This is a genomic window from Thermoflexus hugenholtzii, assembly GCF_018771565.1.
Taxonomy (GTDB): domain Bacteria; phylum Chloroflexota; class Anaerolineae; order Thermoflexales; family Thermoflexaceae; genus Thermoflexus; species Thermoflexus hugenholtzii_A.
Window position 1 is genome coordinate 1 of record NZ_CP076326.1, and the last position, 14,978, is coordinate 14,978.

Below are 14,978 nucleotides of genomic sequence, written 5' to 3' on the forward strand. Positions count from 1 at the left end.
GAGGTGAGGAGGGATGAGCGCGGAGACCCCCATGCTGGCCCAATATCGCCGCATCAAGGCCCGCTTCCCCGACGCCATCGTCATGTTCCGGCTGGGCGATTTCTACGAGATGTTCGAGGAGGACGCGAAGATCGCCGCCCGGGAGCTGGAGCTGGCCCTCACCTCCCGTGCCTTCTCCAAGGACGTCCGCCTCCCCATGGCCGGGGTCCCGGCCCACCACGTCACCTCGTATATCGGCAAGCTCATCGCCAAGGGCTATAAGGTTGCCGTCGTCGAGCAGCTCGAGGATCCCAAGAAGGTCAAGCGCCTGGTCAAGCGGGATGTGGTGCGGGTGATCACCCCGGGCACGGTGGTGGAGGAGGCGCTGCTCCGGGACCGGCTGGAGAACTACCTCGCGGCCGTCGCCCCATCCCCCGACGGCCAGGCCTTCGGCCTGGCGGCCATGGATCTCTCCACCGGGGAGTTCTTCACCACTCAGCTGGAGGGTCCGGAGGCGGAGCAGGCTCTGATGGAGGAACTGGCCCGCCTGAGCCCGGCCGAGCTGGTGCTCCCGGAATCCCGCGCGCGGGAGGAGGCCTGGATCGCCCGCCTGAAAGGGGAGCGCACCGTCCGCATCTCCCCGGTGGCCGACGCGGCCTTCGACCCGGAGCAGGCCCGTCGATCCCTCCTGGAACATTTCGGGGCGGCCTCCCTGCAGCCCTTCGGCTGCGAGGGGTTGCCCTGGGCCATCGCCGCCGCCGGCGCCGCCCTCCACTACGTGAAATCCTCCCAGATCTCCGACCTCCGCCACCTGCGCCACCTCAGCACCTATCATCGGGATGCCTTCATGGGGCTGGATCCCATCACCCGGCGCAACCTGGAGCTCACCGAGACCATCCGGGAGCGCCGGACGGAGGGGAGCCTGTTCGCCGTCCTCAACCATACGGTGACCGCCATGGGGGCACGGCTGCTGCGCCGCTGGCTCCTCCAGCCCCTGGTGGACATTGAGGCCATCCGGATGCGCCTGGATGCGGTGGAGGAGCTGGTCCGCGACGCCCTGCTCCGCCAGGATCTGCGGCGGCTGCTGGACGGCCTTTACGACGTGGAGCGGCTGGTAGGCCGCATCGGCTTCGGCAACGCCAACGCCCGGGACCTGGTGGCCCTCAAGCGGACGCTGCAGCGGATCCCGCAGATCCGAAGCCGGCTGCTGTGGGTTCAATCGGCTCGCCTGCAGGCCCTGCGGGACGCCCTGGATCCATGCGTGGAGGTGGTCTCGCTGATCGACCGGGCCATTGTGGATGATCCCCCCATCCTGCTCCGGGAGGGCGGCCTGATCAAGCCCGGCTACCACGAGGAGCTGGACCGGCTGCGCCGCGCGGAGGAGGAGGGCCGGCGCTGGCTGGCGGAGCTGGAGCAGCGGGAACGAGCCCGCACCGGCATCGAAAGCCTCCGCGTCCGTTACAACGAGATCTTCGGGTTCTTCATCGAAGTCCCTCGATCGAAGGCCAACCAGGTGCCCGCCGACTACGAGCGGCGGGCGACCATCACCCACGCCGAGCGGTTCGTCACCCCGGAGCTCAAGGCCCGGGAGACGGAGATCCTGGCGACCCGGGAGCGGATCGAGGACCTGGAATACGAGCTCTTCGTGGAGGTGCGCGGCAAGGTCGCCGAGCACATCGAGCGCCTGCAGGGGGTGGCCCGCCACCTGGCCGAGCTGGACGTCTACCAGGCCCTGGCGGAAGCCGCCGCCCGCTACGGCTACACGCGCCCCATCGTTGAGGAGAGCGACCGCATTGAGATCCGGGAGGGCCGCCATCCCATGGTCGAGCGTTGCCTCCCGCCCGGCGAGCCCTTCGTGCCCAACGATGCAGAGCTCAGCCACGCCCGCCGCCTGATCATCCTCACCGGCCCCAACCTGAGCGGCAAATCCGTCTATATCCGGCAGGTGGCCCTCATCGCCCTCATGGCCCAGATGGGCTCCTTCGTGCCCGCCCGCTCCGCCCGCATCGGGGTGGTGGATCGTCTCTTCGCCCGGGTGGGGGCCAGCGACGACATCACCGCCGGGATCTCCACCTTCATGGCGGAGATGATGGAGACCGCCTACATCCTCCACCACGCCACCCCCCGCTCCCTGGTGATCCTGGACGAAGTGGGGCGGGGGACCAGCACCTATGACGGGATGAGCCTGGCCTGGGCGGTGGCCGAGGCCCTCCACGATGAGGTGCAGGCCCGGACCCTCTTCGCGACGCATTACCATGAGCTGACCCGGCTGGCGGAGCAGCTGGAAGGGGCCTGCAACCTGACCATGGCGGTGCGGGAGGTGGGGGATCAGGTGGTGTTCCTGCGGCGGGTGGTGCCGGGGGCAGCCGACAAATCCTATGGGATCCATGTGGCCCGCCTGGCCGGCCTGCCGGACTGGGTGATCCGGCGGGCGCAGCAGATCCTGGCGGAGCTCGAGGGCGCCCGGCGCGGCCCGGAGCTTCCAGCCGCCCGACCGGAGCAGCCCCCGGCCCTCCCCCGGGAGTTCGAGGAGGCCTACCGCCTGCTGCAGGAGCTCCTCGGGCTGGATCTGGTCAACATGACCCCGTTGCAGGCCCTCCTGGTCCTGAACGAGTTCCAGACGCGGTGGCGCCAGCTCCTGTCCCTCCGGGGGGAGCCTCGCTGATCTTACAGATCCAGTGGCGCCTCCGCGAGGGCCTCCAGCTGGGGAAGGGTCAGCCGGTGCCGGCGCAGGGCGCGGGCCAGAAGGAGCATCTCCTCAATCTGCCGACGGCTCTCCCCGTCAAAGCGGTTCTCCCGGGCCCGATACAGGACCGGCCAGGGCATCCCCCGCCGGGCGGCCTCCTGGCGCAGCCCCTCCAGGACCTGGGCGACAGGCGGGGGGAGCATCCGCTCCAGCCAGGCGGCCGCCCAGTCCTCTTCCGAATCCGGGCGGATCTGCAGAGCGGGCCCGGCCTCCACCCACACTCCCCCTGCGCAACGTTGCCAGGTCGGCGCCGCGACGTAGGCCTCCATCGCATCCAGGTCCAGGTCCCGCACCAGGAGCTCCACCCGCTCCCCTTCCGGCGTCATCCCCGCCAGCTCGGCCCGGGGCTCCTCATAGCCGAAGCGGGCCAGCCAGAGGGTCACCCACGGGGCCCGGATCACCCCGCCGCGTTCCATACGGACCTGATGGGGGATCACCCGCCGGGGCTGAGTCCACTCGGGGAAAGCCAAAGCGACCTCCACGGGGCCGGGGGCGAGGATCTCCTCCCCGCGGCGTGAAAGGATCCCCCGAAGCGCTTCTGAGGAGAAAGGCGGGGCGACCCCCCACAGGAGGATCCGCCCCGCCCGAAGGGTGGCAAAGGCCGGCAGCCGGAGCATCGCCTCAGGCGGGCTGGAGGGCGGCCATGGTGCTGCGGATGAGCTGGACCGACCGCTCGAGCATGGCGCGCTCCTCCTCGTTGAGGGGCAGCTCGATGATCTGCTCCACGCCCTTGCGGCCCAGCTTCACCGGGACCCCGAAGCAGATGTCGTGGAGGCCGTATTCGCCCTGCAGATACACCGAGCAGGGGACGATCAGCTTCTGGTCCTTGAGGATGGCCTCCACCATCTGGGCCACCGCCGCGCCGGGGGCGTAGTAGGCGCTCCCCGTCTTGAGCAAGCTCACGATCTCCCCGCCGCCCTTGCGGGTGCGGTCAACGATGGCGTCGATCTTCTCCTTGGGGAGCAGCATGGAGATGGGGATGCCGGCCACGGTGGTGAAGCGCACCATCGGGACCATCTCGTCCCCGTGTCCGCCCAGCACCATGGCCTGGACGTTCTCCACCGCCACGTCCAGCTCCATGGCGATGAAGGTGCGCATGCGGGCGCTGTCCAGGATCCCGGCCTGCCCGATGACCCGCTCCCGGGGGAGGCCGGAGAGCTTGTAGGCCAGGTAGGTCATGGTGTCCAGCGGGTTGGTCACCACGATGTAGATCGCGTTCGGGGAGAGAGGGACCGCTTTGCTGATCACGTCCCGGATGATGTTGGCGTTGACGTTGACCAGGTCCTCCCGGCTCATCCCGGGTTTGCGGGGAACACCGGCGGTGATGACCACGATGTCGGAGTTCGCCGTCGGCTCGTAGTCCGTGGTCCCGATGAGGCGGGTGTTGTAGCCGACGATGGGACCGGCCTGCATGAGGTCAAGGGCTTTCCCTTTCGGCATGCCTTCGGTCTGGGGGATGTCCACCAGCACGATGTCCCCGAGCTCCCGCTCCGCCAGCCAGTGGGCCGTCGTGGCGCCCACGTTCCCCGCACCGACAATCGTGATCTTGGGGCGCATGGGGATTCCTCCTTCGGATTGTAAAACCCTTCACGAAGATTATAGCCGAATTCCGGGATCTGGGGATCGTCATCCCGAGCGATCATCGTAGAGGGCGGAGAGGGGGAGACGGGAAGCCGTCGCCAGCCGCCATGCCAGGGCGAGGGCCCCGAGGCTGAGGGCGGCGGCCATCCCCAGCCAGAGCGGATCCCCGGAGCGCAGATAGGCCCCGACGGCGTTGGCGATCAGCACGTGGACCAGACGGGCGAGGGTGCTCACGGCGAAGGCGGGGCCGAGGGGGAGCGGAGAAAGCCCGACGGCCCACGCCAGGAGATCGTCCGGCGTGAAGGGCAACAGGAAGACGATCAGGATGAGGACCAATCCGTAGCGCCGGAGCAGACGATCCATCCGTTCCAGCCGATGGGCCGGAAGCCCGGCCATGAGCAACGGGCGGCCCAGGACACGGGCCACGGCCATGGTGAGTCCGTTGCCCAGGCTGACCCCGATCCAGGTGATCAGGGAGCCCCACCAGGGCCCGAACCAGTAGCCGCTGATCCACCCCAGCAACGCCCCCGGCAACGGCGCGAGGATCACCTGCAGGGCGTTCAACCCGATGAGGAGGATGACGCCCGTCGCCCGGTTGGCCGCCAGCCATGCCTCCAGCCGCTCCCGCTCGGCCACCAGGGGCCACAGATGGGGGAAGAGGAGGAGGCCGCCGGCGGCCAGGGCGATGAGCCCTGCGCCCCGCAACCACAGGCCGACTCGGGGTCCGCGAGGAAGCAGGCGGGACACTCGAATCCTCCACACGGGCAAGGGACGGGGGCTGGGAACACGCGGGGGGTGGCCCCCTCGGACCACCCCCCGCAGTCGGGACGGGCGGATTTGAACCGCCGACCCCTGCAACCCCATTGCAGTGCGCTAACCTGGCTGCGCCACGTCCCGATCCGTTTTCAATTATAGCCCTCTCCCTGGGATCCGGCAAGCCTGGGGCGCTCTTCGATGCTGGCGGAAGCCGGGCGGAGGAGGGAACCAGTGGGCCAGACCATCCGCTCCGGTGGCAGCCGGTCCAGTTCACCCTCCGGGAAGGGGACCTCGCCGCTGAAGTAGAGCACATCCACCTCGCCGTCGTAGCGATAGCGCCGCCGCACCCACCCCGGGCCGACCCGCATCACCACGTCGAACCAGACCAGGGCGTTCTCCACGTCGAAGGCCTCGCCCAGGACCCAGGAGGGGGAATCCGACGGCAGGGTCGGCCGGAGGCGGCCCATCGCCCGCTCCCACAACCGCTGGCGCCGGGCCTCCGGGGAGAGAGGCGCTTCCCGAGAAGCTGTCGAACGCTTCCAGAAACCCATGGGATCGTTCCCTCCGCTTCGCCTCCGGGCGGTGGTGATCCGTCAACGGGTGTGTCCCAGAATCGTAGGACAACTGCTCGCAGTTGTCCTACAAAGCGGCCAGGCCCGACCAAATTGGGACACACCCACGTCAACGGGCCTCCGCCGGCTCCTCCACCAGGCGCTCGGTGACGCCGAGGATGTGATACCCGGCGTCGACGAAGATCACCTCGCCGGTGATGGCGGCCGCCCGGTCGCTGCACAGCCAGGCGGCCAGTGCCCCCACGTCCTCGATGGTGACGTTGCGCCGCAGGGGGACGATCTCCCGGAACAGGCTGTAAAGGGAACGGAACCCCGGGATGCCGGTGGCCGCGAGGGTCCGGATGGGGCCGGCGGAGATGGCGTTGACCCGGATGCCCTTCGGCCCCAGGTCATAGGCCAGGTAACGGACCGAGGCCTCCAGGGCGGCCTTGGCCACGCCCATCACGTTGTAGTGCGGGACCACCTTCTCCGAGCCGTAGTAGGTCAGGGTGAGCAGCGCCCCGCCGTTCTTCATCAGGGGCGCGGCCTCCCGGGCCAGGGCGGTGAAGGAATACACGCTCACGTCCATCGCGATGCGGAACCCTTCGCGGGAGGTCAGGTAATACGGTCCGCTCAGCTCCTCCCGCTTCGCGAAGGCCACGGCGTGGACCAGGATGTCCAGCCGGTCGTAGGCCTGGCGGTATTTCTCGAAGAGGGCGGCGATCTGTTCGTCATCGCTCAGATCGCACGGCTCGATGAAGGACGCCCCCACGCTCTCCGCCAGGGGACGCACCCGCCGCTCCAGGGCCGGCCCGGCGTAGGAGAAGGCCAGGGTGGCCCCCTCCGCATGCATCGCCTTGGCGATGCCCCAGGCGATGGAGTGATCGTTCGCCACCCCGAAGATCAAGGCGATCTTCCCATCCAGCAGCCCCATGGAGGCCTCCCTCGAAGAGGTGATGCGCATCCAATTATAGAGGCCCTGACGGCAGCGCGGCCGCCGGCGGCCGGCCAGGCGTCCCTCCCTTAGGTGGAGGTCAGGGTCCGCACGTGCAGGATCTCCTCCTTTCCGATCGGCCGAACCTCATCCCGGCTCAGGGTAACCACCGCCACCGTCTTCCCGTCGCCCGTCACGAACTCCACCTCGAATCCGATCCCCTCCCCGTAAACGTGCACCACGACTCCTACATCTCCGGCCCGTAAGCCGTGCTCCGGCAGATCCCGCATCAGTACCACACTGTCTAGTTCTCGGATCATCGCTCATTCCTCCTCTCGAGGATAGGCGGTAACCAGCCGCGGCTGATCTTGACCCGCTTCCACAATCCATATCGTTCGAATCCACACCAATTCCCCTTTTGGTGTCCGCAGCTGACCATCCACGACATATTTGCTGCCGTATGGCGTCTCAAGGATGCCTCTCCCGAGGCCCTCCCGAGCAACTTCCAGGAGCGCCTCCTGCAGAAGCTCTGGGTCTTTCATTGAACCCAAGGGCACGGAAGAACCTGGCCTTTGCCCTGCCGACGCTGTGTGTTTCCGACAGCAGATATCGAGTGATCTTGGACAAAGGGACGTAGGCGTTTCCGGCATTCGGGAGCGGCATTGGAAGGCTCCACAAATGGCGATGGCTGTCTCTCGCGGCGATCCGGGGGCGCGGCACCCCACCGGATGAACCCATAGCCCGATGAAGGAGGCGCCCGCTCTTCATTTTAACCAAGCCACTGATTCGGCGGGCCAATGGCGTCCACGAATCGAGGCGCGGATGCCCGGACAGGTCCTTCCGCCTTCATCGGGGCTTACCCGGAGAGCGGCCTCTGCCGATGCGAGGGATGTGTTTTCGATCTCACGCCGATTGGAAATCGGCCTTCCGGGGCGCTGGCGCGCCGGGCGTCGGCCTCCGCCGACGCGAAGGGTGTTTTCGGTCGGCGCAGGCCGACCGTTGGCCGAAAGGCCTTTCGCGCCGATTGAAATCGGCCTCTCAAGGCGCTGGCGCGCCGGGCGTCGGCCTCCGCCGACGCAAGGGGGGCTTTCCGGTCGGCGCAGGCCGACCATCGGCTGAAGGCCTCCCCAGGCCGAATTCATTCGGCGCCCAGGCCGACCGCACCAGCAACCCGGGACATCCCTCACATGTCGCGGGCCTTGTCATCGGGTTCCCCCTTGAGTTACAATGAACCCTGAGATCGAAATCGGGCGGCCGGGGCGTCCGGCTCCAGCCGTGGCGCGGGAGGGGCACCTTTCCATTCACAGGAGGCCGGGATGCTGGACAGGCTTCAACGCCTGCAGGAGGCCCTTCAGGCTCACGTGCGCCCGGCCACCTTCCCGGTGGCGATCCGGATGATCGCCCCGGGGGAGCCGTGGCCGGAGAAGACCCGCTTCCCCAAACGGGATTTCGGCCAGCAGATCGCCATCTGTCAGGGCTTCGCCATCGCCCGTCATTACGGTTGGATCATCGGGATGCGAGGGGAGGACCTCTCCTGCCCCCTCGCCAAAGCCGTGTGGGGCTTTGAACCGTTGCTCGATTACTACCTCAACGGCATGACCTGCGCCGGGATGTATACGGAAACCCCGGCCGCCGGAGCGGTGAGCGAGGCCCAGGTCGACAAATGGGAATACCGCCAGTGGGAAGGCGTCGTCGCCGCTCCCCTCCATCGCACCACCTTCGAGCCCCATGTGATCCTCATCTACGGGAACTCCGCCCAAGTCATGCGCCTGGTGGTCGCCCGTCTCTGGAAGACGGGAGGGCGTCTCACCTCCTCTTTCTCCGGGCGCATCGACTGCGCCGACGCGGTGATCACCGCCATGAAGACCGATGAGTGCCAGGTCATCCTCCCCTGCTACGGCGATCGGGTCTTCGGCCAGGCCCAGGACGACGAGATGGCCTTCACCATCCCGAACAGCAAGATCGAGTGGATCGTCGAGGGGCTGGAGGGCACCCACAAGGGCGGCATCCGCTATCCCATCCCCAGGTTCCTCCGCTACACCGGGATCTACCCCGATCATTACATGGAGATGGAGCGCCAGTGGAGGGAAAAGAAAGAAGCGGCAGCCTCAGGATGAACAACCGCTCAGGAGGCAGCGATGGCGGTCGAGGTAAAAGAGTTCCTTCCGATCACCCAGCGCCATGAGGACCTCGGGCTCTCCGATGAGACCGTCCTCCGGATGTATTACCACCTCCTCCTCTCCCGCCGGCTCGACGAGCGCTGTTGGGTTCTTCAGCGCCAGGGCCGCGTCCCCTTCCACATCTCCGGCATCGCCCACGAAGGCATCGGGGTGGGGGCCGCCTACGCCCTGCGCAAAGGGTTCGACATCGTGCACCCTTACTATCGGGACCTCGCCCTCTCCATCGCCCTAGGGATGAAGCCGGTGGAGTTCATGCTCGCCCTCTACGGGAAGAAAGGCGATCCCCACAGCGCCGCCCGCCAGATGCCCTCCCACTTCAGCCTCTGCCACCTGAACATCATCTCCGGCTCCAGCCCCGTCGCCACCCAGCTCCCTCAGGCCGCCGGCATCGCCTTCGCGGAGATCCTCAAGCAGAAGCTCCGGCCCCAGCTGGAGGCCGCCGGGTTCCGGGTGAGCCGGGAGATGCGGGTGGTCCTCACCTCCACCGGTGAGGGCAGCACCAGCGAGGGCGACTTCCACGAGGCCCTGAACTGGGCCGGCATCTACAGGCTCCCCCTCGTCGTCCTGGTCCACAACAACCAGTATGCGATCTCCGTCCCGGTCTGGAAGCAGATGGCTGTGAAGCGCGTCGCCGACCGGGCCGCCGCCTACGGGATCCATGGGGCCGTCGCAGACGGCGGAAACGTCCTGGAGGTCTATCAGGTGGTCAAGGAGGCGGTGGACCGGGCGCGGGCGGGGGAGGGGGCAACCCTCATCGAGGCGGTGACCTACCGGTGGACGCCTCACTCGTCCGATGATGACGACCGGACCTACCGGACGCGGGAGGAGGTGGAGCAGGGCAAGCTGCGGGATCCGCTGCCGCGGCTGCGGGACTATCTCTACCGGCGGGGCTTGCTCACCCAGCGGGAGGAGGACGAGCTGGAGGAGCGGGTTCGGGCGGAGGTGGACGAGGCCCAGCGGCAGGCGGAGGAAGCCCCTTATCCGGCCCCTGAGGAGGCCCTGGCCCCTGTCTTCGCCACGGAGGACCGCTCCGGCTGGTGGGGGGAGTGAAAGCGCCCCGCGTCTTCGTCGAACCCGGATAGGTCGTTCTTTTTCTCGAACGAACGTTTGGAGGGAAGAACATGCCGGAGAAGACGCTGATCGAGGCGATCCGGGAGGCCATAGATGAGGAGATGGCCCGGGATCCGCGGGTCTTCGTGGTCGGGGAGGATGTGGGTCCGCGGGGCGGGGTGTTCCGGGCCACCATGGGCCTGTGGCAGAAATACGGGGAGTGGCGGGTGATCGACTCCCCGCTGGCGGAGCTCTCCATCGTGGCCATCGGCATCGGGGCCGCCCTCAACGGCTTCCGCCCGATCTGTGAGATCCAGTTCGCCGATTTCATCCATCCCGCCTTCAACCAGATCGTCAACGAGGCCGCCCGCTTCTTTTACCGCTCCGGGGGCGTCTACAACGTCCCCATGGTCATCCGCGCTCCTTACGGGGGTGGGATCAGCGGCGGTCTCTACCACAGCCAGAGCGTGGAGGCCTTCTTCGCCCATGTGCCCGGCCTGAAGGTGGTCATCCCCTCCAACCCCTACGACGCCAAGGGGCTGCTGAAGGCGGCCATCCGCGATCCGAACCCCGTGCTCTTCTTTGAGCCCAAGAAAGGCTATCGATTGATCAAGGGGGAGGTCCCTGAGGGCGACTACATCGTCCCCATCGGCCCGGCGAAGGTGACCCGGGAGGGGAGCGACCTCACCGTCTTCGCCTACGGGATGATGCATTACTACGCCCTCCAGGCGGCCGAGATGGTGGCCAAGGAGGGGATCGACGTGGAGGTGGTGGATCTGCGGACCCTGGCCCCGGTGGACAAGACGACGATCCTCAACTCGGTGAAGAAGACGGGGAAGGCCCTCATCGTCTACGAGGACAACCTGACCCTGGGCTATGGGGCGGAGGTGGCGGCCATCCTGGCCGAGGAAGGTTTCGAATACCTGGACGGCCCGGTGATGCGGCTGGCGGGGCCGGATGTGCCGGGGGTGCCCTTCAGCCCGCCCATGCAGGACTTCTTTATGCCCAGCCCCCAGAAGATCGCCGAGGCCATCCGGCGCCTGGCTCGATATTGAGGGACGCCCGCCATCCTCCTCAGGAGGCCTTCCGATGCCGACCCAGGTGATCATGCCCCAGCTGGGAGAGAGCGTGGTGGAGGGGAAGATCCTCCGCTGGCTGAAGCGGGAGGGGGAGCCGGTCCGTCAGTTCGAGCCCCTGCTGGAGGTGGAGACGGAGAAGGTGACCACCGAGGTGACGGCGCCGGCGGATGGGGTGCTGCTCAAGATCTATTTCCCCGAGGGCGTCACTGTGCGGGCGGGGACGCTGATCGCCATGGTGGGACAGCCGGGGGAGCCGGTCCCCGAGCGGCCCTACCGGGTGGGCCACGGTGGGGAGATCGAGCCCCTGGAGGAGGCCCCGGCCGTCGCGCCCGCAGCCGCTGGTCTCCCGCCCGCCCCGGAGCCGGCCCCGGCGGGCCGCCGGGAGGGTGGTCCGCGCATCTCCCCGGTGGTGGCGAAGATGGCCGCCGAATACGGGATCGATCTCTCCAAGGTCCCGGGCACCGGGGAGGGCGGCCGCGTCACCAAGAAAGATCTCCTGGCTTACATTGAGCGGATGAAGCTCCAACCCGTCGGCGCTCCGACAGCCCCTCGGGAGGCGGAGCTGCCGCCCTGGGAGCAGCCGGGGACCGGGGAGCTGTTCCGGCCTACCGAGGAGGTGTTGCGGGCCGCTCCGGCCCCGGCCGCGCCTCCTGCGCCCGCGGCCCCGCCGCCCCCGCCCGCTGCCCCGGCGATGCCCTATGAGATCCTCCCGCTCACCTCGATACGTCGGGCCATCGCCGAGCACATGGTCCGCTCCAAGCACACCTCTCCCCATGTCACCACCGTCTTCGAGGTCGACATGAGCCGGGTGATGGCCCATTATGAGGCCAACCGGGCGGCCTTCGAGCGGGAGGGGGTGCGCCTGACGCTCACGCCGTATTTCATCATGGCCGCCCTGGCTGCCCTCAAAGCCTACCCGATCCTCAACAGCACGTGGACCGAGGAGGGGATCCGGGTCTACAAGGTTTACCACATCGGGGTGGCGGTCTCCCTGGGGGAGGAAGGGCTGATCGTGCCGGTGATCAAGAACGCGGACACCTATAGCCTGATCGGGCTGGCCCGGGCGGTCAACGATCTGGCGGAGCGGGCCCGCAAGCGTCAGCTGAAGCCCGACGAGGTCCAGGGCAGCACCTTCACCATCACCAACCACGGCGTATCGGGCAGCCTGTTCGCCACCCCCATCATCAACCAGCCCAACTGCGCCATCCTGGGCGTGGGGCGCGTCCATAAGCGCCCGGTGGTCGTGGAGACCCCTCAGGGGGATGCCCTGGCCATCCGCCCCATGGTCTACCTCACCCTGACCTTTGACCATCGCATCATCGACGGCGCCCAGGCGGATGCTTTTATGAGCAAAGTGAAGGCGGTGCTGGAGGGCTGGGCGTAAATGGGCGCTCCCCGGGAGGTATGGGTTCAGGTCGCGCGCGTCCCAGAGGTGCGGGCCGCAGGCGTCTATGTTGTCCAGGCCGGTCGCTACACCATCGCCCTCTTCGCCGAAGGGGATCGCATCTACGCCGTGGACAACCGGTGCCCCCATATGGGCTTCCCCCTTCACCGGGGAACCTTGCGGGATGGCCTGCTCACCTGTCACTGGCATCACGCCCGCTTCGACCTGCAGACGGGAGGGACCTTCGATCTGTGGGCCGATGATCTGACGGTGTTCCCGGTGGAGATCCGGGGCGATGAAGTGTGGGTGAACCTATCCCCTTCGGGGGATGCACGGGAGCGCGCCCGGGTCCGGCTGGAAGATGGATTGAAACACGGGTTGCCCCTGGTCCTGGCCAAGACGGTCCTGCGCCTTCTGGAGCTCGGGGAGGACCCGGTTGAGATCTTCCGAATCGGATTGAACTTCGGCGTGCGCCACCGGCGGGACGGCTGGGGGCCCGGGCTGACGATCCTCACGGCGATGATGAATCTGCTCTCCGACCTGGACCCTTCGGACCGGCCGCGGGCGCTCTACCACGGCCTGGCGGCGGTGGCCACGGATGCGGAGGACTCCCCTCCACGTCTCCCAGTCCGCCCCCTCCCAGGCGCTGCCGATCCGGATCGCCTCCATCGGTGGTTCCAGCAGTTCGTGGAGGTGCGGGATGCGGAGGGGGCAGAGCGCTGCCTGGCCTCTGCCATTGCAGCCGGCCTGCCCCCGGCTATCATCGCTGAGATGATCTTCGCCGCGGCCACAGATCACCGTTACTTGGCTGTCGGCCACGCCCTGGACTTCGCGAATAAGGCCTTCGAGGCTCTGGAGATCGCGGGGTGGGCGGACGCAGACCTGGTGCTGACCAGCCTCGTCCCGGTCCTGGTGCGGGGGGAGCGGATGGAGGAGAGCGTCGCCTGGCGCCATCCGGTGGACTTGGTGGGGCTCCTGGAGCGGGCCTTCGAGGCGCTGCCGGCCCTCCGTCCATCCCCAGAGGGGCGTTGGGCCGGGCCGGAGGCGCTGATCCCGGTGCTGCTGGGGGAGGATCCCGAAGCCATCGTCGACGCCCTGCTCGGGGCGCTTCGAGAGGGAGCGCCCTGGGCGGAGGTGGCCGGGACGGTCGCCCTGGCGGCGGCGCTCCGGATCGTTCACTTCTCCCTGCACAACGAACACGGCGATTGGGACACCGCCCTGCACACCTTCAGCTTCGCTCACGCGGTCCACCAAGCGATGCGCCGGTTCCCCTCCCCTGCCCTCCTGCGGGGAGTCTTTGACGCGGCTATGAGCGTCTACCTGGATCGGTTCCTGAACGTCCCGTCGGTCCCTCTCCCGGAGCCCCGTGCCCCTGCAGGGATGCCCAATCGCGTGACGGCAACCCTCGCCGCCCTCCTGGATCGGCAGGGGGCGGTGCAGGAGGCCGCCTCCGTGGTGGCCGGTTGCCTGCAGGCAGGAGGGGAGGCCAGCCCGGTGCGGGCCGCCTTAGGGCATGCGTTGTTGCGGGAGGACCGGGACTTCCACACGATCCAGATGGTGGAGGCAGCCTTCCGGGAATCCGCGATCTGGCGAGGGACCCGATGGGAGCCCTTCCTCCTGATCGCCGCTGCCCGCTATCTGGCTGCCCACGCCCCCACGCGGCGGGCCCAGGAGCAGATCTACCGCATCGCCGAGCGCCTCCACCGGGGCGAGCGCCTCTACGAGGAGGCGTAGGGGTGCCCTCCCTCTTATCCCATTGCCGCTAGGTAGCGGGTGGGGTCGGCCAGGAAGGCCTGCCGGCAGGAAGCACAACAGAAGTAGAAACGTTGCCCTTCCCAATCCGTTGCGTGGCGAGCCGTAGGGATCTCCACCTCCATCCCGCAAACCGGGTCCCGGGCCCGTGCTGGGCTGGGTTCCGGAAGCGTGATCGGCTCAGCCATGGCTTGCCGGCGCACCTGCATGATCTCCGCCATCACCGAGAGGGCGATCTCCTCCTGGGTCACGGCCCCCAAGTTCAGGCCGGCCGGCGCCCGGATCCGCCCCAGGTCCGCTTCGGACCACCCGGACTGTTGCAGGAAGTTAAGGAGCGCCTGGGCCCGACGGCGGCTGGCCACCAGGCCGATGTAGCGGGCAGGGGTGCGCAGGGCGGCCGCCAAGGCTTCCTCGTCGTAGTGGCCCATCGAGGCCACCACCACATAGAGCTCGTCGTTCGGGGCGAAAGCAGGCATGGCCTCCAGAGGCGTGAGCCGGATCCCCGATGTCTCCTCCGGAGAGGACATTCGCTGGACCACCCGGGTGACTTCGTATCCCAAAGCCTGGCCGAACACGGCCAGGGCCTGGGCCAGGGGGGATTCCCCGAAGATCAACAGCTGCGGCTCCCGGACCCATGGCTCCAGGAAGACCTCCAACTCCCCCTGGCTGGGGCAGGCCATGGTCGCCACGGTGCGGGCTTCTTCTTCGATGTCCTCCCCGCTCGCCTCCGGTGTGATGCGCAGCAGGCGCGGTCGGCGGCTCGCCAGCACGGCCTGGGCCTCCCGGAGGATCAGATCATGAGCGCAGCCCCCGCCCACCCAACCGTAGATCCGTCCATCGGCGGTGATCACCGCTCGATCCCCTACGCGCGCCGATACCGGAGGCTGCCGGCGCACCACTGTGGCGATCACGAACGCCTCCCCACGCGCCTCCAGATCCCGGATCAGCTCATCCAGCCGAAGCCCCCCGCTCAGACGCCAGCTCAT

General features: G+C 68.0%; 15 protein-coding genes and 1 tRNA gene. 6 read left to right on the forward strand and 10 right to left on the reverse strand.

Annotated elements, in window-relative coordinates; genetic code table 11:
* The first annotated feature begins 13 nt into the window (after nucleotides 1-13).
* Entirely contained in the window at nucleotides 14-2,644 is a 2,631-nt protein-coding gene (gene mutS / locus KNN16_RS00005) for a DNA mismatch repair protein MutS (RefSeq protein WP_303897931.1), read from the forward strand.
* A gap of 2 nt (nucleotides 2,645-2,646) precedes the next feature.
* Here the strand turns inward: mutS and KNN16_RS00010 are convergent, their stop codons facing one another.
* The 9 genes from KNN16_RS00010 to KNN16_RS15050 form a co-directional block, all read right to left on the reverse strand.
* Complete coding sequence (locus KNN16_RS00010) at nucleotides 2,647-3,342, reverse strand: hypothetical protein (protein WP_303897933.1); 696 nt, start codon at nucleotides 3,340-3,342, stop codon at nucleotides 2,647-2,649.
* A 4-nt stretch (nucleotides 3,343-3,346) separates the two neighbouring features.
* On the reverse strand, nucleotides 3,347-4,282 hold the full coding sequence (gene mdh / locus KNN16_RS00015; protein ID WP_299288495.1) for a malate dehydrogenase: 936 nt from the start codon (nucleotides 4,280-4,282) through the stop codon (nucleotides 3,347-3,349).
* Nucleotides 4,283-4,351: 69 nt separating this feature from the next.
* Nucleotides 4,352-5,053: a TVP38/TMEM64 family protein gene (locus tag KNN16_RS00020; protein ID WP_303897935.1), complete on the reverse strand. Its 702-nt coding sequence runs from the start codon at nucleotides 5,051-5,053 to the stop codon at nucleotides 4,352-4,354.
* A 75-nt stretch (nucleotides 5,054-5,128) separates the two neighbouring features.
* Nucleotides 5,129-5,203: transfer RNA gene (locus KNN16_RS00025), tRNA-Pro, on the reverse strand.
* An 8-nt stretch (nucleotides 5,204-5,211) separates the two neighbouring features.
* The gene (locus tag KNN16_RS00030; RefSeq protein ID WP_303897937.1) at nucleotides 5,212-5,613 is read right to left on the reverse strand and encodes a hypothetical protein; all 402 of its coding nucleotides are present in this window, start codon (nucleotides 5,611-5,613) and stop codon (nucleotides 5,212-5,214) included.
* Between the two features lie 130 nt (nucleotides 5,614-5,743).
* Nucleotides 5,744-6,547 carry an enoyl-ACP reductase gene (locus tag KNN16_RS00035; protein WP_303897938.1) on the reverse strand — a complete coding sequence of 268 codons (804 nt, stop codon included), beginning with the start codon at nucleotides 6,545-6,547 and terminating at the stop codon, nucleotides 5,744-5,746.
* An 89-nt stretch (nucleotides 6,548-6,636) separates the two neighbouring features.
* Nucleotides 6,637-6,867, reverse strand: a complete 231-nt coding sequence (locus KNN16_RS00040; protein ID WP_088571385.1) for a DUF4926 domain-containing protein — start codon at nucleotides 6,865-6,867, stop codon at nucleotides 6,637-6,639.
* Nucleotides 6,868-6,870: 3 nt separating this feature from the next.
* A complete protein-coding gene (locus KNN16_RS15045) occupies nucleotides 6,871-7,089 on the reverse strand; it encodes a DUF6883 domain-containing protein (protein ID WP_369685864.1) in 219 nt (72 codons plus the stop codon).
* Nucleotides 7,016-7,315 (reverse strand): DUF6883 domain-containing protein, encoded by a 300-nt coding sequence (locus tag KNN16_RS15050; protein WP_369685865.1) that lies wholly within the window; start codon nucleotides 7,313-7,315, stop codon nucleotides 7,016-7,018. Before KNN16_RS15050 ends, KNN16_RS15045 begins: the two co-directional genes overlap by 74 nt.
* A gap of 548 nt (nucleotides 7,316-7,863) precedes the next feature.
* On the opposite strand from KNN16_RS15050, the gene KNN16_RS00045 reads away from it, so the two are divergent.
* The 5 genes from KNN16_RS00045 to KNN16_RS00065 all read left to right on the forward strand — a co-directional run bounded on the left by KNN16_RS00045 (nucleotide 7,864) and on the right by KNN16_RS00065 (nucleotide 13,974).
* Complete coding sequence (locus tag KNN16_RS00045; RefSeq protein WP_303897940.1) at nucleotides 7,864-8,664, forward strand: DUF169 domain-containing protein; 801 nt, start codon at nucleotides 7,864-7,866, stop codon at nucleotides 8,662-8,664.
* Nucleotides 8,665-8,685: 21 nt separating this feature from the next.
* Nucleotides 8,686-9,777: a thiamine pyrophosphate-dependent dehydrogenase E1 component subunit alpha gene (locus KNN16_RS00050; RefSeq protein WP_303897942.1), complete on the forward strand. Its 1,092-nt coding sequence runs from the start codon at nucleotides 8,686-8,688 to the stop codon at nucleotides 9,775-9,777.
* 71 nt (nucleotides 9,778-9,848) lie between these two features.
* Nucleotides 9,849-10,832 (forward strand): alpha-ketoacid dehydrogenase subunit beta, encoded by a 984-nt coding sequence (locus KNN16_RS00055; protein ID WP_303897944.1) that lies wholly within the window; start codon nucleotides 9,849-9,851, stop codon nucleotides 10,830-10,832.
* 34 nt (nucleotides 10,833-10,866) lie between these two features.
* Complete coding sequence (locus tag KNN16_RS00060) at nucleotides 10,867-12,240, forward strand: dihydrolipoamide acetyltransferase family protein (RefSeq protein WP_299287516.1); 1,374 nt, start codon at nucleotides 10,867-10,869, stop codon at nucleotides 12,238-12,240.
* On the forward strand, nucleotides 12,241-13,974 hold the full coding sequence (locus KNN16_RS00065; protein ID WP_303897945.1) for a Rieske 2Fe-2S domain-containing protein: 1,734 nt from the start codon (nucleotides 12,241-12,243) through the stop codon (nucleotides 13,972-13,974).
* 14 nt (nucleotides 13,975-13,988) lie between these two features.
* Here the strand turns inward: KNN16_RS00065 and KNN16_RS00070 are convergent, their stop codons facing one another.
* Complete coding sequence (locus tag KNN16_RS00070) at nucleotides 13,989-14,978, reverse strand: XdhC family protein (protein WP_303897947.1); 990 nt, start codon at nucleotides 14,976-14,978, stop codon at nucleotides 13,989-13,991.